Below are 18,827 nucleotides of genomic sequence, written 5' to 3'. Positions count from 1 at the left end.
CAGTCTGCGTCCGACTTGTGACCGGCGCAAGTCAGCGCGGTGGAAGTGCGCTGACCCCGACCGGCTGGTGGATGCCGCATTCCACCTTGCCCATGCCGCGCCAACGACCGGCACGAGCATCCTCGCCGGGTTTGACGGGGCTGGTGCACGGCGCGCAGCCGATCGACAGATAGCCTTGTGCCTCCAGCGGATGCCGGGGGAGGTCGTGCGCCGCGAAATAAGCGTCGAGATCGGCCTTGGTCCAGTCGGCCAGCGGATTGATCTTGAGACGCCCCGCATCCGACTCGAAGCGCGGCAGCGCCTGACGGGTGCCGGCCTGAAAGCCCTTACGGCCCGAAATCCACGCATCGAACGGGGCGAGCGCGCGGGTCAGCGGCTCCACCTTGCGCAAATCGCAGCAGCCATCGGGGTCATAGCCGTGGCGAATGCCTTCACGATCCTTGATCGCGAGCAGATGCGGGTCGGGGCGAAAGACGCGCAGCGCCGTCATGCCGAGATGCTCGACCAGCATGTCACGATAGGCGAGGGTTTCACCGAACATCTTCTGCGTGTTGGTGAACAGGACGGGCGTGGCCGGGTCGACCGCGGCCACCATGTGAAGCAGCACCGCCGATTCCGCACCAAAGGACGACACCGCGGCGACCCGGCCGACCAATTCGCCGGTCAGCAGTTCGGCTAGCATCGCCGGCGCAGGCACGCCGGCAAAGCGCGCCTGCATCGCGGCGGCGTCTGCGGGCGTGAAAGCCGGAGCGGTGTCGATCGTATCGATGGCGCGGGCGGCTTCAGCCATGGCGCAGCTTCCACACCGGCACACGGGCGTCTGCGGCAGCCTGATAGGGCGTGGGATAGCGGGACAGGCTGCGCTCCAGCACCTCGGCATCGATCGGCGCCTCAGGCGCGAAGCTGTCGAAGCCGCAGCGGCGCATGTGCGGCAGTTGGTCGACCAGCACGTCGCCGGCGGCGCGGAGTTCGCCCTGATAGCCCGCTTCACGCAGGATACGCGCGGCGGAATATCCCCGTCCGTCGCGGTAGGTGGGGAAGCTGACCTCGACGAGCGCGATCTGGCCGAGATGGGGGATCAGCACGCGCGCGTCGTCACCCGCCTCCAGCCGGACGGCGGTGGCGTTGGTCTGGCTGGTGAAGGCGTCGAGCGTGACGGCGGGTTCGTCATGCGGCTCGTCGTCGCGGAAGCGCAGCAGCGCGTCGGTATTGCCGGCCAGATCAGCCATAGATCGCTTCCTTGAAAGGCTGCATGCCGACGCGGCGATAGGTGTCGAGAAACCGCTCGCCCTCCTCGCGCACCGCGATGTAGCGGTCGGTGACGCGCTCGATCGCGTCGACCACGCCGTCCTCATCGAAGCCGGGGCCGGTGATCTTGCCGAGCGACACGTCCTCCGCGCCCGATCCGCCGAGCAGCAACTGGTAGTTCTCGGTGCCCTTCTTGTCGACGCCGAGGATGCCGATATGGCCGGCATGATGATGGCCGCACGCGTTGATGCAGCCGGAAATCTTCAGCTTCAACTCGCCCAGGTCACGTTCGCGCCCCGAGAAGCGCACGCCGATCTTCTGCGCGAGCGGGATCGAGCGGGCGTTGGCGAGGCTGCAATAATCCAGGCCGGGGCAGGCGATGATGTCCGAGATCAGGTCGAGATTGGCCTCGGCCAGCCCCGCGTCGCGAAGCTGCTGCCAGATCGTGTGGAGATCGGCCTTGCGGACATGCGGCAGAACGATGTTCTGCGCATGGGTCACGCGCAGTTCGTCGAAGCTGTACCGTTCGGCCAGGTCGGCCATCAGGTCGATCTGGTCGGCCGAGGCGTCGCCGGGAATGCCGCCGATCGGCTTCAGGCTGATCGTGACGACGGCGTGGCCGGGCTGCTTGTGCGCGGACACGTTCTGGTCGAGCCACACCGCGAAGTCGGGATCGCTGCGGTCGAGCGTGTCGGGTGCGTCCGCGGCAAAGGCGGGCGACGCGAACATCGCGGAGATGCGCTCCAGCTCCGCCACCGGCGGGTCGATGCCCAGCTCGCGGATCGCGGCGAATTCTTCTTCCACCTGACGGCGATATTCGTCGGGGCCGATCTCGTGCAGCAGGATCTTGATCCGCGCCTTGTAGATATTGTCGCGCCGGCCGTAGCGATTGTAGACGCGCAGGCACGCCTCCAGATAGCTCATCAGATGGTCGGCGGTGATGAAGTCCTTCACCTCATGCGCGATCATCGGGGTGCGGCCCATGCCGCCGCCGACGAAGATCTTGGCGCCGAGCTGGCCGTCCCGTTCGAGCAACTGGATGCCGATATCGTGCAGCCGCATCGCCGCGCGGTCCTCGTCCGCGGCGATCACCGCGATCTTGAACTTGCGCGGCAGGTAGGTGAATTCGGGATGGAAGGTCGACCATTGCCGGATCAGCTCCGCCCAGGGGCGCGGATCGGTCACCTCGTCGGCGGCGGCACCGGCGAACTGGTCGGACGAGATGTTGCGGATGCAATTGCCGCTCGTCTGGATCGCGTGCATCTGCACCGTCGCCAGCTCGGCCAGGATGTCGGGCGCGTCGGCCAGCTTGATCCAGTTGAACTGGATGTTCTGGCGGGTGGTGAAGTGGCCGTAGCCGCGATCGTACTTGCGCGCGATGTGGCCGAGCATCCGCATCTGGCGTGCGTCCAGCGTGCCGTAGGGCACCGCGATGCGCAGCATATAGGCGTGAAGTTGCAGGTAGAGGCCGTTCATCAGCCGGAGCGGCTTGAACTGATCCTCGGTCATCGCGCCGGACAGGCGGCGCTCCACCTGGTCGCGAAACTCCTCGACGCGCGCGTCGACGATGGACTGGTCGTATTGGTCGTACTGGTACATCAGATCACCCAGCTTCCCGCCTGCGGATCGGCGGGTTTCAGCGTCAGGTCGGGGCGCACGGTGGGGCCGAGCGCGCGGATACGGTCCTTGATATGCGCGGGGCGGGGGCCGTCTGCCGTCGCCTCCGCATCGATCAGATAGGGGACGTTGACGCGGCGCGCACCTTCCTCCGCCTGCAGGATCGCCTCGCCGCCCGCACCGACATCGACGGCGTCCTCGATATGGCGCGACCAGCCCTCACCGGTCCACCACACCACATCGCCCGAGGGCAAATCGTTTCCGGTCAACAGCTTCATGCCGACAGCCCTTCGGCCACCCGTGCCCATCCCGCAAGCCGGTCCTGCGCGTCGGACAGCTCCACCACCTCGCCGACGACGATGATGGCGGGGCTCTGGACGTTCTCGCGGTTCACCATCGCACCCAGATCGGCGAGCAGCGTCTTCAGGGCGCGGTGGCCTTCCAGCGTGCCCTTTTCCAGCACGGCGACGGGCATGTCGGGGGCGACGCCGTCCGCGATCAGCTTGTCCGCGATCGCGTCCGCCGTCGCCACGCCCATATAGATGACGAGCGTGCGGCCCTGGCCGGCCAAGCCCGACCAGTCCTGGTCGGTCAGCCCCTTGCACTGGCCTGCCACGAAGGTCACCGCCGAGCTGTGGTCGCGGTGGGTGAGCGGCAGCATCGCCTCCGCCGCGCAGCCGAGCGCCGCCGACACGCCGGGGATGACCTCCACCGGCAGGCCAGCGGCACGCACCGCCTCCACCTCTTCGCCGCCGCGGCCGAAGATGAACGGGTCGCCGCCTTTCAGCCGGATGACGATCGCGCCGGTCTTCACATGCGCGACGATCAGCGCGTTGATCGCCTCCTGCGGCAGCGTGTGGCGCGCGCGGCGCTTGGCGACCGAGATGCGGGCAGCATGCGCCGGCGCGATGTCGAGCACGCGCGGGTCGATCAGTCCGTCATGGACGACGACATCGGCGGATTTCAGCGCCTCCACCGCGCGCACGGTCAGCAGGCCGGGATCGCCGGGTCCGGCGCCCACCAGGATCACGCGTCCCCGCGCGGTCGGATCGAGAAGCGTAGCCATGATCGCTCATGTGGCGCCACATGACCTGCGCGGCAATGCACCGATGCTTTGGCAGGCGTTAGCGCAACTTGTTACGAATCGCGCAAACCCACTCCCAGGCTGGCACGGGCCGAGTCCGCTTCGCTGCTGACCACCGGATAGGCGCAGTAATCCGCGGCATAATAGGCGCTGGGGCGATGGTTGCCTGACCAGCCGACACCGCCGAACGGCGCGTTGGAGGCGGCGCCGTTGGTGGGTTTGTTCCAGTTGACGATGCCGGCGCGGATGTTGGCCCAGAAGCGGTCGTAGAGGCCGGGGGTCTGGCTGACCAGGGAGGCGGAGAGACCGTAGCGGGTGGCGTTCGCCTCCGCGATCGCCTGGTCGAAATCATCGGCCCGGCTGACCTGCAGGATGGGGCCGAACAGTTCGATGTCGGGCCGCTCCGCCATTCCCGTCACGTCGATGATCGCGGGCGAGAGGAAGGGGCGCGCCGGATCGGGGCGTTCGAGGTGGCGGATCGGGCGGCCGCCGCGCATCAGCAGCGCCAGGAAGCTTTCGCCGAGCTGGTCGGCCACGTCATTGTCGATCACCGGCCCCATGAAGGGGGCGGGCTGGTCATGCGGCGCGCCGACGATCAGCCGGCGGACGAGGCCGCACACCGTCTCGATCAACGGATCGTAGAGGCGGCTTTCCACGATCAGGCGGCGCGCGGCGGTGCAGCGCTGGCCCGCGGTGGTGAAGGCGGACTGGATGACGAGGACCGCCGCGCTGTGCAGGTCCGGCGTATCCCAGACGACGATCGGATTGTTGCCGCCCATTTCCAGCGCGAGGATCTTTTCGGGGCGGTCGGCGAACAGGCGGTTGAGCGCCAGGCCGGTGCGCGCCGATCCGGTGAAGAGCAACCCGTCGATCCCGGCATGCTCGGCCAGTGCCTTGCCCTCGGCCGGGCCGCCGATCAGCAGGCGGATACAGCCGGCGGGCACACCCGCCTCGCGGTAGCAGTCCACCATGAAGGCGCCGACCGCGGGCGTCTTCTCGGACGGCTTGAACACCACCGCATTGCCCGCGATCAGCGCGGGGACGATGTGCCCGTTGGGCAGATGCGCGGGGAAATTATAGGGCCCCAGCACCGCCAGCACCCCGTGCGGCTTGTGCCGCACCGCGATGCGGGCCCCCATGGGCTGCTCCATCCGGCGCTGCGACGTGCGATCCGCATAGGCGGAGACCGAGATGTCGACCTTGGCGACGACCGAATCCACTTCGGTGCGGGCTTCCCACAGCGGCTTGCCGGTTTCGCGCGCGATCAGATCGGTGAAGGCATCGGACTTCGCGCGCACGACATTGGCGAAACGGCGCATCGTCTCGATCCGGAAGGCGAGCGGGCGTGCGGCCCAGCCGGCCCATGCCTCCCGCGCGGCGGCGACCTCGGCATCCGCGGTGCCGACCGCGAACCGCGCCAGTTCCGTCCCCGTCGCGGGTTCGAAGGAGATCAACTCTTCGGCCATTCCTGCCCCTCTTGTTGGAAGCACGGGTACGGGATCGGGAGATTGGGAGCAAGATTGCGCACGGCACCGGTCAGGCGAGCGCCTCTCCCATCATCCGAACCGCCCCGATCTTGGCGCGGAGCGCGGTCCAGTCGTCGGACTGGTCGATCGGCGCCCAGATCGCCTCCACCTCGTCGATCAGCATGGAACAGGGCCCGGCCTGCCAATAAGGATGGGTGCGGTCCTTGCGCGGCACATAGCCCTGTAGAGCCGCACGCAGGTCGTTCCATGCTTCGCCATACGCATCCGGCAGCGTGCCGCCGAAGGCGTCGAAGAAGACGCGGTCGATGCCGGCGTCGGCAGCGCGCAGGGTGCGCTCCAGCGTCTGCACCAGCGTGCGGTCCTCGGCCTCGCCACGGGGGCGAACGCCCAGGCGCCAGAGCAGCGCGTCCCGAATGGCGGACTGGTAGTGTTCGGCAAAACCCTGCAACGCCGCGATCAGCGGATCGCTGTCCGCGATCAGGCGGAGCGAGGCGGCGAGTTGCATCACGTCCCAGTGGATCGCCTCCGGCTGGCGCGCAAAGGCGTAGAGGCCGGCATGGTCGAAATAGGCAGCGGTGAACTGGGGATCCCAGGTCGGGGCGAACCGCCACGGACCATAGTCGAAGCTTTCGCCGGTGACGTTGATGTTGTCGGAATTGAGCACGCCGTGGACGAAACCCGCCGCCATGTAGCGCGCCGCCAGCGTGGCGGTCCGCTCCACCACCAGCGACAGCAGGCGGACGGGATCGTCGCCATCCTCGCCATAGAGGTTCGCCAGCACATAGGCGACGAGACGGCGCATCGCGTCTTCGTCGCGCTCATAGGCGAGGCGCTGGAAGGTGCCGATGCGGACATGGCTGTGGCTTTGCCGGACGAGGACGGCGCCTCGGGTGGGGGAGGGTTCGTCGCCGCGCTCCAGCGCCTCGCCCGTTTCGATCAGCGACAGGGTGCGCGAGGTGGGGACGTTCAACGCTTCGAGCATCTCGGTGGCGAGGATCTCGCGCACGCCGCCCTTCAGGGTCAGGCGGCCGTCGCCGAAGCGGCTGTACGGCGTCTGGCCGGAGCCCTTGGTGCCGAGATCGATCAGGCGGCCCCGATTGTCGCGCATCTGGGCAAAGGTGAAGCCGCGGCCGTCGCCGATATCGGGATTGTACGACCGGAACTGATGGCCGTGATAGCGCAGCGCGAGCGGGTGCGGCAGCGTGCCGGCCAAGGGCGCGAAACGGCCGAAATGTGAGATCCATTCGGCATCGTCGAGCGTGTCGAGTCCGACCTGCGCAGCGGCACGATCGTTGCGGAAGCGCAGGATCGTCTGCGGGAAATTCGCGGCCTCCACGGGATCGTAAAAGACGGGGCCGAGCGTCAGGATTGCGGTTTCGGGGCGATATGCTTGCGGGGAAACGGGCATGCCGCGATATGGTGGCGCCTAAGCGCGGGGTGCAAGCATGACGGCGTACGAGAATTTATACTGGTGGTCGAACGATGGCTTGCGCCTGCATGCGCGCGACTATCCAGGCGATCCCGCCTTGCCGCCGCTGATCTGCCTGCCCGGCCTCACCCGCAACGCGCGCGATTTCGAAGGCGTGGCGCAGCGTTTCGCCGGCCGCCGCCGGGTGATCGCGGTGGACATGCGCGGACGCGGCGAGAGCGCCTATGCCAAGGATCCGATGTCCTATGTCCCGCTGACCTATGTGCAGGATATCGAAGGATTGCTGGCCGAGGCCGGGATCGGACGGTTCGTGGCGGTGGGAACGTCGCTGGGTGGGATCGTGACGATGCTGATGGCGGGACCGGAGCGGGGGCGGATCGCAGGCGCGGTGTTGAACGATATCGGACCGGAAATCGAGGGCGCAGGGCTGGCGCGCATCCGCGGCTATGTCGGCCGGGCATCGAGCTTCCCGACCTGGATGCACGCCGCGCGCTGCGTCGCGGAGAACCATGGCGACATCCATCCGGGCTGGGGTATCCCGGACTGGCTGGGCATGGCCAAGCGGCTGTACCGGCTGACGAGCACCGGGCGGATCGTGCTGGATTACGATTTGAAGATCGCCGAGCCGTTCCGCGTGCCGGGGGCGGAGGCTGGGCCGGACATGTGGCAGGCGCTGGCGGCGCTGGCGGGCGTGCCGGTGCTGGTAGTGCGCGGGGGCCGATCGGATATCCTGTCGGCGGGCGTGGCGGAGCGGATGGCGGCGGCGCTGCCCGATGCTGAGTTGGTGACCGTGCCCGAGGTCGGTCATGCGCCGACCCTGACCGAGCCGCCGGTGATCGCGGCGATCGAGCGACTGCTGCAAAAGGTGGCGGCATGACGAACCCGGTCCGTATCCTGCACCTGCATTCCGCCTTCTCGCTGGGCGGCAAGGAGGCGCGGGCGGTGCGCCTGATGAACGCGTTCGGCGATGCCGCGCGACACGTGATCATATCGGGCGTGCCGGACGAGCTGGACGCACGCGACGCGATCGCCAAGGGCATCCGCTACGAGATCGCGCAGGACGCGCCGTCGCTGACCGGCAAGCCCTCGGTCCGGCGGTACGAGGCGATCGCCGCCTATATGCGCCGGTTCGACCTGGTGCTGAGCTACAATTGGGGCGCGATCGACGGGCCGATGGCGGCGCGCGTCTTCGCCAAGGGCATGCCGCCGATCATCCATCACGAGGACGGGTTCAACGCCGACGAGGCGAGCGGGCTGAAGGTGGAGCGCAATCTCTACCGCCGCATGGCGCTGGGCGCGGTACGGGCGCTGGTGGTGCCGTCACAGGCGCTGGAGGGGATCGCGCTCCAGGTCTGGAAACAGCCGCGCGAGCGGGTGCGGCGCATCCACAACGGCATCGCCACCATGGCCTATGCCCGCGAGCCCGAGCCGGATGCGATCCCCGGCTTCGTGCGCGATCCCAGGGAGGTGGTGGTCGGCGCGCTGGCCGGCCTGCGCGACGTGAAGGATCTGACCGCGCTGGTGCGCGCGATGGGCGGCGTATCCGGCCGGTTCCGGCTGGTGATCGTCGGCGAAGGACCGGAACGCGCGCGGATTGCACAGGCGGCGCTGGCGATGGGGATCGGCGACCGGTTGCTGATGCCGGGCTTTATCGACCGACCATGGCGCTTCATCCGGCATTTCGACCTGCTGGCGTTGTCGTCGCGCAGCGAGCAATTCCCGATCTCAGTCGTGGAGGCGATGGCGGCGGGGCTGCCGATCGCGAGCCCGCCGGTGGGCGACGTGCCGCTGATGGTGGCGGAGGAGAACCGCCCGTTCATCACCGAACATGGCGGCGAGGTGCGGCTGCGCGACGCCATCCAGGCGCTGATGCGCGATGCCGAGCTGCGCCGCATGGTGGGCGCGGCCAACCAGGCCAAGGCGCGGGCCGAGTTCGACGAAAGCGTGATGATCGCACGCTACGCCGCCTTGTACGAAGATGCACTGGGTCGTCCCGGCGCGCTGCTGGGGCGGACATGAGCCATGGCAAAAAAGGATTATTGCTACCGTTTTGGAGCAATCTGAACGCTTTCGCCGGCGCAATGCATATCATTTTTAATCAATCCTAATCTTTTCGCTATAGTCCGGCGAGACATGCAGTCCGGCTCGTACCTTCCGTCTCTTGGGACCCGGGTTTCCCTGACCTGCATCGGTTTGCTGCTGTTGTTCTTCGGCATCCTGGGCATGGGACTGTCGACCGAGCTTCAGATGTTGCGGGCCGATCAGCGGATCGATTCGCTTGCCCAACTGGTACGCGAGCAGGACGCCTCGGATGCCGCGCTGCGTCGCCTGCGACTGGCGATCGGCGACGCGACGCGCGCTGCCGAGCGCGGAGAGATCGTGGCGCCGGAGCACTGGCAGGCGCTGCGCGACGAGGCCGGGCGCTTTGCCGCCGGCGACGCACTGTCTGCGGCGGTATTCATGCCGGAGACGCCCGCCGCGGTGCGCGACGGCATCGCCCGAACCCGCGCCGATGCGCGCGTATTCGGCACGCAGGCGATGGCGCTGCTGGATGCGGCCGAGGGCGACGGTGCATCGGTCAAGCCGGGGATGCCGGCCTTTCTGGATGCACTGAAGGCGCTGGAAAATAGTCGTATCACGACGCGCCAGAGCCTGATCGAAGCATTGCAGCGGGCGACCGCGCAGTCGCTGTGGCTGGGCCGCCGCGGGGTGATCAGCACGGCCTTTGCCGCCTTTGTCGCACTGCTGTTCACCATCGGTCTGGCCGTGTGGCTGCGGCGGCGGGTGATGGTGCCGATCGTGCAGTTCGCCGGCAGTTTGCGCCGGCTGAGCGCGGGGCAGCAGATCGACCGGGTGGCGGGTGTCGATCGCCAGGACGAGCTGGGATTGCTGGCGCGGGGCCTGGTCACGATGGGTCGCGCGATGGAGGAACGGCGGCGGATCGAGGCGCAGGTGGAGTTCCTGGCGCATCACGACCCGCTGACCGGGCTGGCGAACCGGCTGCTGTTCGAGGAGCGGCTGGCGCAGACCCTGGCGGACGGCGCGCCATGCGCCTTGCTGGCGATCGATCTGGACGGGTTCAAGGGCGTGAACGACACGCTGGGCCATGCGGCGGGCGATGCCGTGCTGCGGCGGATGGCGGCGGTGCTGATCGCGGCGTCAAGTTCGGCCGACACGGTGGCGAGAATGGGGGGCGACGAATTCGCGATCATCCATCCGCTGCCCAGCGGGGCGATCGACGCTGCCGCGCTGGTCGATCGCATCTTCGCGCTGGCGGCGGGGGAAACCGCCGAGCCGACCGCGCGGTTCAGTATTGGCGTCGCGCTGGCGCCGCTGCATGCGACGCAGGGTGACGAGCTGTACAGTTGTGCCGATATCGCGCTGTACCGCGCCAAGGCGGACGGGCGAAACCGGGCGCGGCTGTATGATGGCGGCATGGACGAGGAGCGGCGCCAACGGCGATGGATGGCGCATGAGCTGCGCGACGCGCTGAACCGCGGGCAGATGCATGTCGTGTTCCAGCCGATCGCGAACTGCGCCACGGGGGCGATCATCGGGTATGAGGCGCTGGCGCGGTGGACGCATCCGGTGCTGGGCGCGGTGTCGCCCGCCGTGTTCGTGCCGATCGCCGAGGAAAACGGCCTGATGGGCGATATCGGCGACTGGATATTGGAGGAAGCGCTGGCGGTCGCGTCCGGCTGGCCGGTGACGCAGGGGATCGCGGTGAACCTGTCGCCCGAGCAGTTGCGCGACCCCGCGCTGGCGGATCGGTTGCTCGGCCTGGCGCGCGCCTATCGGATTGCGGCCCACCGGATCGAGGTGGAGGTGACCGAGGGCGTGGTGATCGACGAACGTCAGGTGGTGGTGGCCAATCTGCGGAATTTGCAATCCGCAGGCGTGGGCGTCGTCATGGATGATTTCGGCACCGGATTCTCGTCGCTGAGCAGCCTGCAGCAGTTCGGCTTCAACAAGATCAAGATCGATCGCAGCTTCGTGGCCAATATGCGGGACGACCATGCCTCACGCTCGATCGTGCGCGCCACGATAGGGCTGGGGCGCAGCCTGGACATGCTGGTGGTTGCCGAGGGGGTGGAGACGGACGAACAGATGCGGATGCTGCGCGCGGAAGGGTGCGCGCAGGTTCAGGGGTATCTGGTCGGCGCGCCGGCGAGACTGACAGGCGCGGTACCGGTGACGGTGGCCGGCTGACCGGTGCAGTCGTGTACGGGCGCGAGCGCCTTTGCCGGGATCGGCGCCGGTTGCGATGCGAGCGCGTCGAGAAGCTGCCGCACGGTATAGGGCTTCGGCAGAAAACGGACACCCGGCGGAATAGTGCTGCGCGGGGGAGAAACCGCGCCCGAGGTGACCAGCACCGAGATGTCCGGCCAGCGCGCCTGAATGAGCGCCGCGAGATCGAGGCCGTTGAGCGAACCGGGCATGGCGATGTCGGTAAACACCGTTCGGATGCCGGGATGCCGTGACAGCGCCTCCAGGGCGGTATCCGCATCGACCGCCTGGATGACATCGTATCCGGCATCCTCAAACGCCAGGCGGCAGTGCAGAAGCAGGAGAGGCTGATCCTCGACGACCAGGATGATGGGACGTGTAGTCATGCGCAGTGAACGGCGACGCACCCCCGGCGTTCCGGCGTTAACCCTCATTGTGGGTATAGTCCGAACCAGTATCGCGGCCAGCCGAGCTGAGGTGCGGTATCGTACAAATCTCATACCGATCTGATGCTGATCTGTATCAAGCCATTGAAGTAGAACGGTTAAGTCTGCGTCGTACCAGAATGCGACGAAGCACGGCCGGATCGGGCATAGCGGCTTGCATCATCGTCACGAAAGTGACACTCTCGCGTCATAAAAGTGAAACATAGGAGGTTGCGATGCGTGCAGTGGCGCGGATGGCGATGATCGTGGCGGGGATGACGGTGGCGATGCCGGCATTGGCCGGCGAACGGACGGGCTATGTGCAGATCGCGGCGGGTGACCTGTCCGGTGCCGAGCGGACGTTGCAGGCCGAGCGGCGCATTTTTCCCGATCGTCCCGAACTGATGCTGAACCTGGCGGCGATCTATGCCGCGACCAACCGGGCGAGCGAGGCGCGGATGCTGTACAGTGACGTGCTGAAGCGGAATGCGGTGCAGATGGACATGCCCTCGGGTGCGGTGCTGTCCTCGCATGCCGTGGCACAGGCCGGATTGAATCGTCTGGCGCCGGCGATGGCGTCGCGCTGACGGGCCGCCGGGCGTTCCGGGGGCGGGCGCCCGTCCGGTGACAGGGATGCCGTCTCTCCGCCTTGTCCGCGGGGAGAGCGGCGCCTTTCATGCGTTACGATCGGTCGGGGTCGCGATAAGAGCGGCCCTTACAATTTTGGCAGGGTCACTCCGCGCTGGCCCATATATTTGCCCATGCGGTCGGCATAGCTGACCTCGCAGGGCTCGTTCCCCTTCAGGAACAGGAACTGGCACGCGCCCTCGTTCGCGTAGATCTTGGCGGGCAGCGGCGTGGTGTTGGAAAACTCCAGCGTCACATGCCCCTCCCAACCCGGCTCCAGCGGGGTGACGTTCACGATGATGCCGCAACGCGCATAGGTCGACTTGCCGAGGCAGATGACCAGCACGTCGCGCGGTACCCGGAAATATTCCACCGTCCGTGCCAGGGCGAAGCTGTTGGGCGGGATGATGCACACATCGGTCTTGCGATCGACAAAGCTGTTCGATGCGAAATCCTTGGGATCGACCAGGGCATTGTCGACATTGGTGAAGATCTTGAACTCGTCGGCGACGCGCGCGTCATAGCCGTAGGAGGACAGGCCGTAGCTGATGCAGCCGTCGCGGCGCTGGCTCTCCACAAAGGGTTCGATCATGCGATCGGCGAGCGCCGCTTCGCGAATCCAGCGGTCGGACAGGATGGACATGCGGGTTCCCCTTCTTCGCGTGGCTCCATCGCCGGTTCGGGGCGGCGGGGCAAGGGGGACGACAGCCGTGCGGGTCTCAGGCGGCCTCGTGGAACTGCAGGCTGGCGAGGCGGGCATAGAGGCCGCCTTCGGTGATGAGCTGCGCATGGCGGCCCTGTTCGACGATGCGACCGCCGTCCATCACGATGATGCGTTGCGCCTGGCGGATGGTGGCGAGGCGGTGGGCGATGACCAGGGTGGTGCGCCCTTCCATCAACCGGTCGAGCGCCTGTTGCACCAGGCGTTCGCTTTCCGCGTCGAGCGCGCTGGTCGCCTCGTCCAGCAGCAGGATGGGGGCGTCGCGGAGCAATGCGCGGGCGATGGTGAGGCGCTGGCGCTGGCCACCCGACAGGCGGGCACCGCCTTCGCCCAGGAAGGTGTCGAGCCCTTCCGGCAATGCGCGCAGGAAATCCGCGGCATTGGCGACCTCGGCGGCGGCCCATAATTCCTCATCGGTGGCGGCCCAGTGGCCGTAGCGCAGATTGTCGCGCGCCGACGCGCCGAAGATCACCGTTTCCTGCGGCACCATCGCGATGCGGTTGCGGATCGCGCTGGGGTCGGCCTCGCGCAGGTCGACGCCGTCGATCAGAACCCGGCCGGCATCGGGGTCGTAGAAGCGTTCGGCCAACTGGAACAGCGTCGACTTGCCGGCGCCCGAGGGGCCGACCACCGCGACCGTTTCGCCGGGCAGGATGTCGAGCGAGAAGCCGTTCAGCGCGGCGATCTCCGGGCGGGTGGGATAATGGAAGCGGACGTCTTCGAAGCGGAGGGCGCCCATGGTGGTAATGGGCAGGACGACCGGCGCGGGGGGCGCGGCGATTTCCGGTTGTTCGGCGAGCAGTTCGGCCAGGCGCTGCGCGGCACCGGCGGCGCGCAGCAGATCGCCCCAGACCTCGGTCAAGGCCTGGAAGGAGCCGGTGACGATGATGCCGGTGATGACGAATGCGGTCAGCGCGCCGCCCGACAGGTCGCCGGTCGCGACATCGGCAACCGCATCCCACAGGATCAGGGTGATGCCGGTGAAGATCAGCCCGATGACCAGCGCGGTCATCACCGCACGCAGCGCGAAGCGGCGGCGCGAGGCGGCGAAACCGCGCGACACCGCGCCCTCGAACCGGTCGGCCTCGCGCAGTTCCTGGCCGAAGGCCTGCACGACCTTCATCGCGCCCAGCGTTTCCACCGCGATCGCGCCGATATCGGCAAGCCGGTCCTGGCTGTCGCGCGAATAGCTGCGCACCCGCTTGCCGAGCAGCACGATCGGCAGGATGATGACCGGCAGGCTGAGCAGCAGCGCCGCCGCCAGCTTGGGTGCGAGCGCAAACAGGTAGATGAGACCGCCAGCGCCGATCACCATGTTACGCAGCGCCACCGAGACGGTGGAGCCGACGACCTGTTCGATGACGGCGGTGTCAGCGGTCAGCCGGCTGGCGATCTCGGACGGGCGGTTCTCTTCGAAATAGCGCGGGGCGAGACGCAACAGGTTGCGATGCACCGCCGCCCTGATGTCGGCCACCGTACGCTCGCCCAGCCAGGACACGAAGTAGAAGCGCACCGCGGTCGCGACCGCCAGCACCAGCACGACGAGCAGCAGCCCCTGGAAATAGGGCGCGACATCGCTCTTGTCGGCGCCGGCGGCGAAGCCGTTGTCGACCACCTTCTGAAAGGTGCGCGGGATGAACAGCGTGGCGGCCGCCGCGGTGAGCAGCGACAGCGCGGCAATCGCGATCTGCAAGGGATAGCGCGAGGCGAAGGTCCAGACCATCGACAGGCTGCCGAGGCGGCGGGGCGGAGTATCGGCGGAACGACCCATGCGACAAGCGCCTAGCAGCGTGGGGCAGAGCGCTCAACGGGGGGCAGGGCGATCGGGGCACTTCGGCCGGCGCATCGAACGGGCGGGTTCGTGCGTTGGTGGGTCAATCCGATGGCGGAACGAATTGCCCCGACATGACGAAGGCGCCATATATTGGTCATCATTCGGCGACCACTTCGTGATAAACAGGGCCTAACCCCATTTGGGGAGTGAGGATCGCGAATGCTGTACGACGCCTATGAGATGCACCGTTCGATGATGGCCGGTGCGAGTGCGCTGGCCAATTTCGGGGCCGGCCTGTTGCAGAACCCCGCCAATCCCTTCGCATATTTCGGCGGCGGCGCCATTGTCGGCTCTGCGCTGGAGGTGTTCGCCCATGCTTCCGCGACTCGCGGCAAGCCGGCCTTCGGCCTGACCCAAACCACCATCGACGGCCGCACGGTCGCGGTGACCGAAGAAATCGTGACGCGCCTGCCGTTCGGGCAGCTGAAGCGGTTTCGGCGCGAGGGTGTGGAGAACAGCCCCAAGCTGCTGATCGTGGCGCCGATGTCGGGGCATTATGCGACGCTGTTGCGCGGCACCGTCGAGCGGATGCTGCCGTCGTGCGAGGTATATATCACCGATTGGCGCGACGCGCGGCTGGTGCCGATGTCCGCCGGGCGCTTCGATCTGGACGATTACATCGATTATCTGATCGCGTTCCTGGAGGCGATCGGCCCGGGCGCGCACATGCTGGCGGTGTGCCAGCCGTCCGTACCCTGCTATGCCGCTGCGGCGTTGATGAGTGCGGACAAGCATCCGTGCCGACCGAAGTCGCTGACGATGATGGGTGGACCGATCGACACGCGCGAGGCGCCGACCGCGGTGAACACCCTGGCGACCGAGCGGCCGCATGCGTGGTTCGAGCAGAATGCGATCGCGACGGTGCCGATGACCTATCCGGGCGCCGGCCGCCGCGTGTATCCGGGCTTTCTGCAACTGGCCGGGTTCATGTCGATGAACCTGGGTAATCACATGATCAGCCATTGGGAAATGTTCAAGCATCTGGTCCAGGGCGATGGCCAGGGCGCCGAGCAGACCAAGGATTTCTACGACGAGTATCGCTCCGTCTGCGATATGACCGCCGAGTTCTACCTGCAGACGGTAAAGCTGGTGTTCCAGACGCACGCGCTGCCCAAGGGCGAGATGACGCATCGCGGTCGCCCGGTCGATCCGGCGGCGATTACCGACATCGCCCTGCTGGCGATCGAGGGGGAGCGCGACGATATTTCGGGGCTGGGCCAGACCAAGGCGGCGTTGACGCTCGCCACGTCGCTGCCCGAGGACAAGAAGAAATATCTGATGGCCGAAAGCGTTGGCCATTACGGTATCTTCAACGGGTCGAAATGGCGCAATCGCATCGCGCCGGTGGTCAAGGAGTGGATCGCCGCCAACGGGTGACGGCGAGCAGCGGGCGGCGATGGTGACCGCCGCCCGCATGGCAAAGATCAGGCGACCGAGCCGACCTTGGCGTGGCTGGAGGATTCCTCCGCGCTGATCGTGCCGCCGAACAGCATCTTAAGACGGCCGGATACCGACACATCGGTTTCCCACAGTTCCGCCGAGTCGATATCGAAACGCAGCAATGCGAGGTTGGGATCGTCCTTGCCGCCTGGGAACCAGGCCTCGACCTGCTTGTCCCACAGCTTGTCGATCATGGCACGGTCATTATGCTGACCGACTTCGCCCGACAGGCAGGCGAAGAAGTCATGCCCCTTGCCGACGAACTGCGCCATGGCCTGACCACCCTTGGCGATGCGGTTGTCCTTGCCGGCGAAAAAGAACAGCGTGTTGGGATGATCGTCATCCACCTGCGCGGTCATTGGTTCGCTGTGCTGACCATCGGTCAGGCCGATCATCACATACGGGCTGCTCTTCAGCTTGCCGATGAACTTTGCGGCGATTTCCTGCGGGCTGTCATGATCTGCCATGGATCGTCTCCTTTTTTGAGTCGGCGGGAGAACGACGGGGGCGGCCGGATGGTTGCGGGGAAGCAGCGGCGATCATCGACCGCAGCATCAGTACGGGGTTCAGTCTGCAACCTGAACCCCGTACACCAGCCGTAGCAGCGGCCGGGATACGCAGAAAGGCAGATGTCCTTGCCTGCGCCACCTGTAAAGGATGTGGTTACTGGCTTCAATTACAGCACTTCAAACAGTCCCGCAGCGCCCATGCCACCGCCGACGCACATGGTGACAACGACGTGCTTCACGCCGCGGCGCTTGCCCTCGATCAGCGCATGGCCGGTCATGCGGGCGCCCGACATGCCATAGGGGTGGCCGATCGCGATCGCGCCGCCATTGACGTTCAGGCGGTCGTCCGGGATGCCGAGCCGATCGCGGCAGTATAGCACCTGCACTGCGAAGGCCTCGTTCAACTCCCACAGGCCGATATCGTCCATCGACAGGCCGAACCGGTCGAGCAACTTGGGGACCGCGAAGACCGGGCCGATGCCCATCTCGTCGGGCTCGGTGCCAGCCACCGCCATGCCGACATAGCGGCCGAGCGGCGTGAGGCCGCGGCGCTCCGCCTCCTTTTCCTCCATCAGCACGCTGGCCGAGGCGCCGTCCGAGAGTTGTGATGCGTTGCCAGCGGTGACCGTGCCGTCGGGCAGGACGACCTTGAGCGCGGCGAGCCCCTCGGCATTGGTATCGGGACGATTGCCCTCGTCCTTGGCGAGCGTCACTTCGCGGTGGCTGACCGCCTTGGTATCCTTGTCGACGATCGCCATCGTCGCGGTGACGGGGATGATCTCGGCGTCGAAGCGGCCCGCCGCCTGTGCCTCGGCGGTGCGCTGTTGCGAGCGCAGGCCGTATTCGTCCATCTGCTCGCGCGTGATGCCGTAGCGTTTGGCGACCACTTCAGCGGTCTGGAGCATCGGCATGTAGATGTCGTGATGCATCGCCTTCAGCCCGGGGTCGGGGGCGACGTTCATCTTGGGGGTCTGCACCAAGCTGACGCTTTCGACGCCGCCGCCCACGACCACGTCCATCCGGTCATGGACGATCTGCTTGGCGGCGGTGGCGATCGCCATCAGTCCGCTGGCGCATTGGCGGTCGACCGACATGCCCGCGACGCTCGTCGGCAGGCCGGCGCGGAGCAGCGACTGGCGGGCGACGTTGGTCGATTGATGGCCCTGCTGGAGCGCGGCACCCAGGATCACGTCGTCGACCTCGGCGCCGTCGACGCCGGCGCGCTCGATTGCGGCACGGATCGCGTGGGCCGCCAGCGTGGGCGAGGGGAGGTCGTTGAACGCGCCGCGATAGGCGCGGCCGATCGGGGTGCGGGCGGTGGAGACGATAACGGCGGAGCGCATCAAGAACAGTCCTTTTCCGTGGGTCTATAGATAGATGAGCGTGATCCACTGCGCGACGAGAGCGGGCTTGTCCGTGCCTTCGATCTCGACGGTGAAGTCGGTAATCTGCTGGTATTGACGCGGTTTCTTTTCGTCGAAGGCGGCGAGTTTGAAGCGTCCGCGGACGCGCGCGCCGGCGGGCACCGGGGTGATGAAGCGCACGGCGTTGCCGCCATAATTTACCGCCATCCGCATGCCCTCGATCACCGGCGCATCGGCGACGCTGGCGGCCAGTTGCGGCATCAGCGACAAAGTGAGGAAGCCGTGCGCGATGGTGCCACCGAACGGCGTTTGTGCGGCAAGTACCGGATCGACATGGATAAACTGGTAATCGCCCGTTGCCTCGGCAAAGCGGTCGATCATGGCTTGGGTGACGGTGATCCAGTCGGACACGGTTTCAGTGCCGATGCGATCCTGCATCGCGGCGACGGTGATCGTCGTCACAGGCGAGTACCCCTCCATCGAATTTGCCGCTAAGCGCGCTGTATCGCTTTTCTAGGGGCTGGCCGGGTCGTTCGGCAAGCCTTGCCTGACCGGATATTTGAAGATGACGATTGCCGTAGCGTCCGACGCCCGCAAAGCCATGGCAAAGCTGTACCGCGCTGCCGAACCCGATGTTCTAAAGCCGCTGCTCGACCGTGCCGCGACCAGCCCTGAATCGCGTGAGCGGATCATGGGGCATGCCTCCGGCCTGCTTGCCGACCTGCGCGCGGCGCAGAGCCGGGGCTGGGTGAACCAGTTCTTGCAGGAATATCGGCTGAACTCGTCGGAGGGTGTGGCGCTGCTCAGTCTCGCGG

General features: G+C 66.9%; 19 protein-coding genes. 6 read left to right on the top strand and 13 right to left on the bottom strand.

Annotation, left to right across the window (positions count from 1 at the left end):
* Positions 1 to 31: 31 nt before the first annotated feature.
* From Q0U08_RS03885 to Q0U08_RS03855, 7 genes are all read right to left on the bottom strand, one after another.
* Complete coding sequence (locus Q0U08_RS03885) at positions 32 to 790, bottom strand: phosphoadenylyl-sulfate reductase (protein ID WP_298089850.1); 759 nt, start codon at positions 788 to 790, stop codon at positions 32 to 34.
* Positions 783 to 1,229 carry a DUF934 domain-containing protein gene (locus Q0U08_RS03880; protein ID WP_298089848.1) on the bottom strand — a complete coding sequence of 149 codons (447 nt, stop codon included), beginning with the start codon at positions 1,227 to 1,229 and terminating at the stop codon, positions 783 to 785. Before Q0U08_RS03880 ends, Q0U08_RS03885 begins: the two co-directional genes overlap by 8 nt.
* Complete coding sequence (locus Q0U08_RS03875) at positions 1,222 to 2,847, bottom strand: nitrite/sulfite reductase (protein WP_298089847.1); 1,626 nt, start codon at positions 2,845 to 2,847, stop codon at positions 1,222 to 1,224. The genes Q0U08_RS03880 and Q0U08_RS03875 overlap by 8 nt, the downstream gene beginning before the upstream one ends.
* A complete protein-coding gene (locus tag Q0U08_RS03870; RefSeq protein WP_298089846.1) occupies positions 2,847 to 3,143 on the bottom strand; it encodes a DUF2849 domain-containing protein in 297 nt (98 codons plus the stop codon). Before Q0U08_RS03870 ends, Q0U08_RS03875 begins: the two co-directional genes overlap by 1 nt.
* A complete protein-coding gene (gene cobA, locus Q0U08_RS03865; protein ID WP_298089845.1) occupies positions 3,140 to 3,931 on the bottom strand; it encodes a uroporphyrinogen-III C-methyltransferase in 792 nt (263 codons plus the stop codon). Before cobA ends, Q0U08_RS03870 begins: the two co-directional genes overlap by 4 nt.
* Positions 3,932 to 4,002: 71 nt before the next feature.
* A complete protein-coding gene (astD, locus tag Q0U08_RS03860) occupies positions 4,003 to 5,415 on the bottom strand; it encodes a succinylglutamate-semialdehyde dehydrogenase (protein WP_298089844.1) in 1,413 nt (470 codons plus the stop codon).
* A 70-nt stretch (positions 5,416 to 5,485) separates the two neighbouring features.
* On the bottom strand, positions 5,486 to 6,844 hold the full coding sequence (locus Q0U08_RS03855) for a protein adenylyltransferase SelO family protein (RefSeq protein ID WP_298089843.1): 1,359 nt from the start codon (positions 6,842 to 6,844) through the stop codon (positions 5,486 to 5,488).
* Between the two features lie 37 nt (positions 6,845 to 6,881).
* Here Q0U08_RS03855 and Q0U08_RS03850 point away from each other — a divergent pair, with 37 nt between their 5' ends.
* From Q0U08_RS03850 to Q0U08_RS03840, 3 genes are all read left to right on the top strand, one after another.
* Positions 6,882 to 7,742, top strand: a complete 861-nt coding sequence (locus tag Q0U08_RS03850) for an alpha/beta hydrolase (RefSeq protein ID WP_298089842.1) — start codon at positions 6,882 to 6,884, stop codon at positions 7,740 to 7,742.
* Complete coding sequence (locus tag Q0U08_RS03845; RefSeq protein ID WP_298089841.1) at positions 7,739 to 8,884, top strand: glycosyltransferase; 1,146 nt, start codon at positions 7,739 to 7,741, stop codon at positions 8,882 to 8,884. The genes Q0U08_RS03850 and Q0U08_RS03845 overlap by 4 nt, the downstream gene beginning before the upstream one ends.
* Before the next feature lie 174 nt (positions 8,885 to 9,058).
* On the top strand, positions 9,059 to 11,074 hold the full coding sequence (locus tag Q0U08_RS03840; RefSeq protein WP_298089839.1) for an EAL domain-containing protein: 2,016 nt from the start codon (positions 9,059 to 9,061) through the stop codon (positions 11,072 to 11,074).
* Here the strand turns inward: Q0U08_RS03840 and Q0U08_RS03835 are convergent.
* Positions 11,008 to 11,478, bottom strand: coding sequence for a response regulator (locus Q0U08_RS03835; RefSeq protein WP_298089838.1), 471 nt, complete (start codon positions 11,476 to 11,478; stop codon positions 11,008 to 11,010). The genes Q0U08_RS03840 and Q0U08_RS03835 overlap by 67 nt on opposite strands.
* 275 nt (positions 11,479 to 11,753) lie before the next feature.
* Here Q0U08_RS03835 and Q0U08_RS03830 point away from each other — a divergent pair, with 275 nt between their 5' ends.
* Positions 11,754 to 12,104 (top strand): tetratricopeptide repeat protein, encoded by a 351-nt coding sequence (locus Q0U08_RS03830; protein ID WP_298089836.1) that lies wholly within the window; start codon positions 11,754 to 11,756, stop codon positions 12,102 to 12,104.
* Positions 12,105 to 12,232: 128 nt separating this feature from the next.
* Here the strand turns inward: Q0U08_RS03830 and dcd are convergent, their stop codons facing one another.
* Positions 12,233 to 12,787: a dCTP deaminase gene (gene dcd, locus Q0U08_RS03825; protein WP_298089835.1), complete on the bottom strand. Its 555-nt coding sequence runs from the start codon at positions 12,785 to 12,787 to the stop codon at positions 12,233 to 12,235.
* Positions 12,788 to 12,863: 76 nt separating this feature from the next.
* A complete protein-coding gene (locus tag Q0U08_RS03820; protein WP_298089834.1) occupies positions 12,864 to 14,636 on the bottom strand; it encodes an ABC transporter transmembrane domain-containing protein in 1,773 nt (590 codons plus the stop codon).
* 222 nt (positions 14,637 to 14,858) lie between these two features.
* On the opposite strand from Q0U08_RS03820, the gene Q0U08_RS03815 reads away from it, so the two are divergent.
* The gene (locus tag Q0U08_RS03815; RefSeq protein WP_298089833.1) at positions 14,859 to 16,076 is read left to right on the top strand and encodes a polyhydroxyalkanoate depolymerase; all 1,218 of its coding nucleotides are present in this window, start codon (positions 14,859 to 14,861) and stop codon (positions 16,074 to 16,076) included.
* 47 nt (positions 16,077 to 16,123) lie between these two features.
* Here Q0U08_RS03815 and Q0U08_RS03810 read toward each other — a convergent pair whose 3' ends face one another.
* The 3 genes from Q0U08_RS03810 to Q0U08_RS03800 form a co-directional block, all read right to left on the bottom strand.
* Complete coding sequence (locus Q0U08_RS03810) at positions 16,124 to 16,606, bottom strand: pyridoxamine 5'-phosphate oxidase family protein (RefSeq protein ID WP_298089832.1); 483 nt, start codon at positions 16,604 to 16,606, stop codon at positions 16,124 to 16,126.
* A gap of 209 nt (positions 16,607 to 16,815) precedes the next feature.
* Positions 16,816 to 17,991 carry an acetyl-CoA C-acyltransferase gene (locus tag Q0U08_RS03805; protein WP_298089831.1) on the bottom strand — a complete coding sequence of 392 codons (1,176 nt, stop codon included), beginning with the start codon at positions 17,989 to 17,991 and terminating at the stop codon, positions 16,816 to 16,818.
* A 24-nt stretch (positions 17,992 to 18,015) separates the two neighbouring features.
* Positions 18,016 to 18,474 (bottom strand): MaoC family dehydratase, encoded by a 459-nt coding sequence (locus Q0U08_RS03800; RefSeq protein WP_298089830.1) that lies wholly within the window; start codon positions 18,472 to 18,474, stop codon positions 18,016 to 18,018.
* 103 nt (positions 18,475 to 18,577) lie between these two features.
* Between Q0U08_RS03800 and Q0U08_RS03795 the strand changes: the two genes are divergently transcribed.
* A partial coding sequence (locus Q0U08_RS03795) for a hypothetical protein (RefSeq protein WP_298089829.1) occupies positions 18,578 to 18,827 on the top strand: 250 nt, incomplete at its 3' end.

This window comes from uncultured Sphingomonas sp. (assembly GCF_946477935.1).
Classification (GTDB): domain Bacteria; phylum Pseudomonadota; class Alphaproteobacteria; order Sphingomonadales; family Sphingomonadaceae; genus Sphingomonas.
Note: the sequence above shows the minus strand (reverse complement) of the source record. Positions and strands in the feature narration are given on the sequence as shown.

What these genes read in the sequence shown, in the direction of transcription:
- Q0U08_RS03885 (WP_298089850.1), bottom strand. Translation starts at nt 790, where the DNA reads ATGGCTGAAGCCGCCCGCGCCATCGATACGATCGACACCGCTCCGGCT.
- Q0U08_RS03880 (WP_298089848.1), bottom strand. Translation starts at nt 1,229, where the DNA reads ATGGCTGATCTGGCCGGCAATACCGACGCGCTGCTGCGCTTCCGCGAC.
- Q0U08_RS03875 (WP_298089847.1), bottom strand. Translation starts at nt 2,847, where the DNA reads ATGTACCAGTACGACCAATACGACCAGTCCATCGTCGACGCGCGCGTC.
- Q0U08_RS03870 (WP_298089846.1), bottom strand. Translation starts at nt 3,143, where the DNA reads ATGAAGCTGTTGACCGGAAACGATTTGCCCTCGGGCGATGTGGTGTGG.
- cobA (WP_298089845.1), bottom strand. Translation starts at nt 3,931, where the DNA reads ATGGCTACGCTTCTCGATCCGACCGCGCGGGGACGCGTGATCCTGGTG.
- astD (WP_298089844.1), bottom strand. Translation starts at nt 5,415, where the DNA reads ATGGCCGAAGAGTTGATCTCCTTCGAACCCGCGACGGGGACGGAACTG.
- Q0U08_RS03855 (WP_298089843.1), bottom strand. Translation starts at nt 6,844, where the DNA reads ATGCCCGTTTCCCCGCAAGCATATCGCCCCGAAACCGCAATCCTGACG.
- Q0U08_RS03850 (WP_298089842.1), top strand. Translation starts at nt 6,882, where the DNA reads ATGACGGCGTACGAGAATTTATACTGGTGGTCGAACGATGGCTTGCGC.
- Q0U08_RS03845 (WP_298089841.1), top strand. Translation starts at nt 7,739, where the DNA reads ATGACGAACCCGGTCCGTATCCTGCACCTGCATTCCGCCTTCTCGCTG.
- Q0U08_RS03835 (WP_298089838.1), bottom strand. Translation starts at nt 11,478, where the DNA reads ATGACTACACGTCCCATCATCCTGGTCGTCGAGGATCAGCCTCTCCTG.
- Q0U08_RS03830 (WP_298089836.1), top strand. Translation starts at nt 11,754, where the DNA reads ATGCGTGCAGTGGCGCGGATGGCGATGATCGTGGCGGGGATGACGGTG.
- dcd (WP_298089835.1), bottom strand. Translation starts at nt 12,787, where the DNA reads ATGTCCATCCTGTCCGACCGCTGGATTCGCGAAGCGGCGCTCGCCGAT.
- Q0U08_RS03820 (WP_298089834.1), bottom strand. Translation starts at nt 14,636, where the DNA reads ATGGGTCGTTCCGCCGATACTCCGCCCCGCCGCCTCGGCAGCCTGTCG.
- Q0U08_RS03815 (WP_298089833.1), top strand. Translation starts at nt 14,859, where the DNA reads ATGCTGTACGACGCCTATGAGATGCACCGTTCGATGATGGCCGGTGCG.
- Q0U08_RS03810 (WP_298089832.1), bottom strand. Translation starts at nt 16,606, where the DNA reads ATGGCAGATCATGACAGCCCGCAGGAAATCGCCGCAAAGTTCATCGGC.
- Q0U08_RS03805 (WP_298089831.1), bottom strand. Translation starts at nt 17,991, where the DNA reads ATGCGCTCCGCCGTTATCGTCTCCACCGCCCGCACCCCGATCGGCCGC.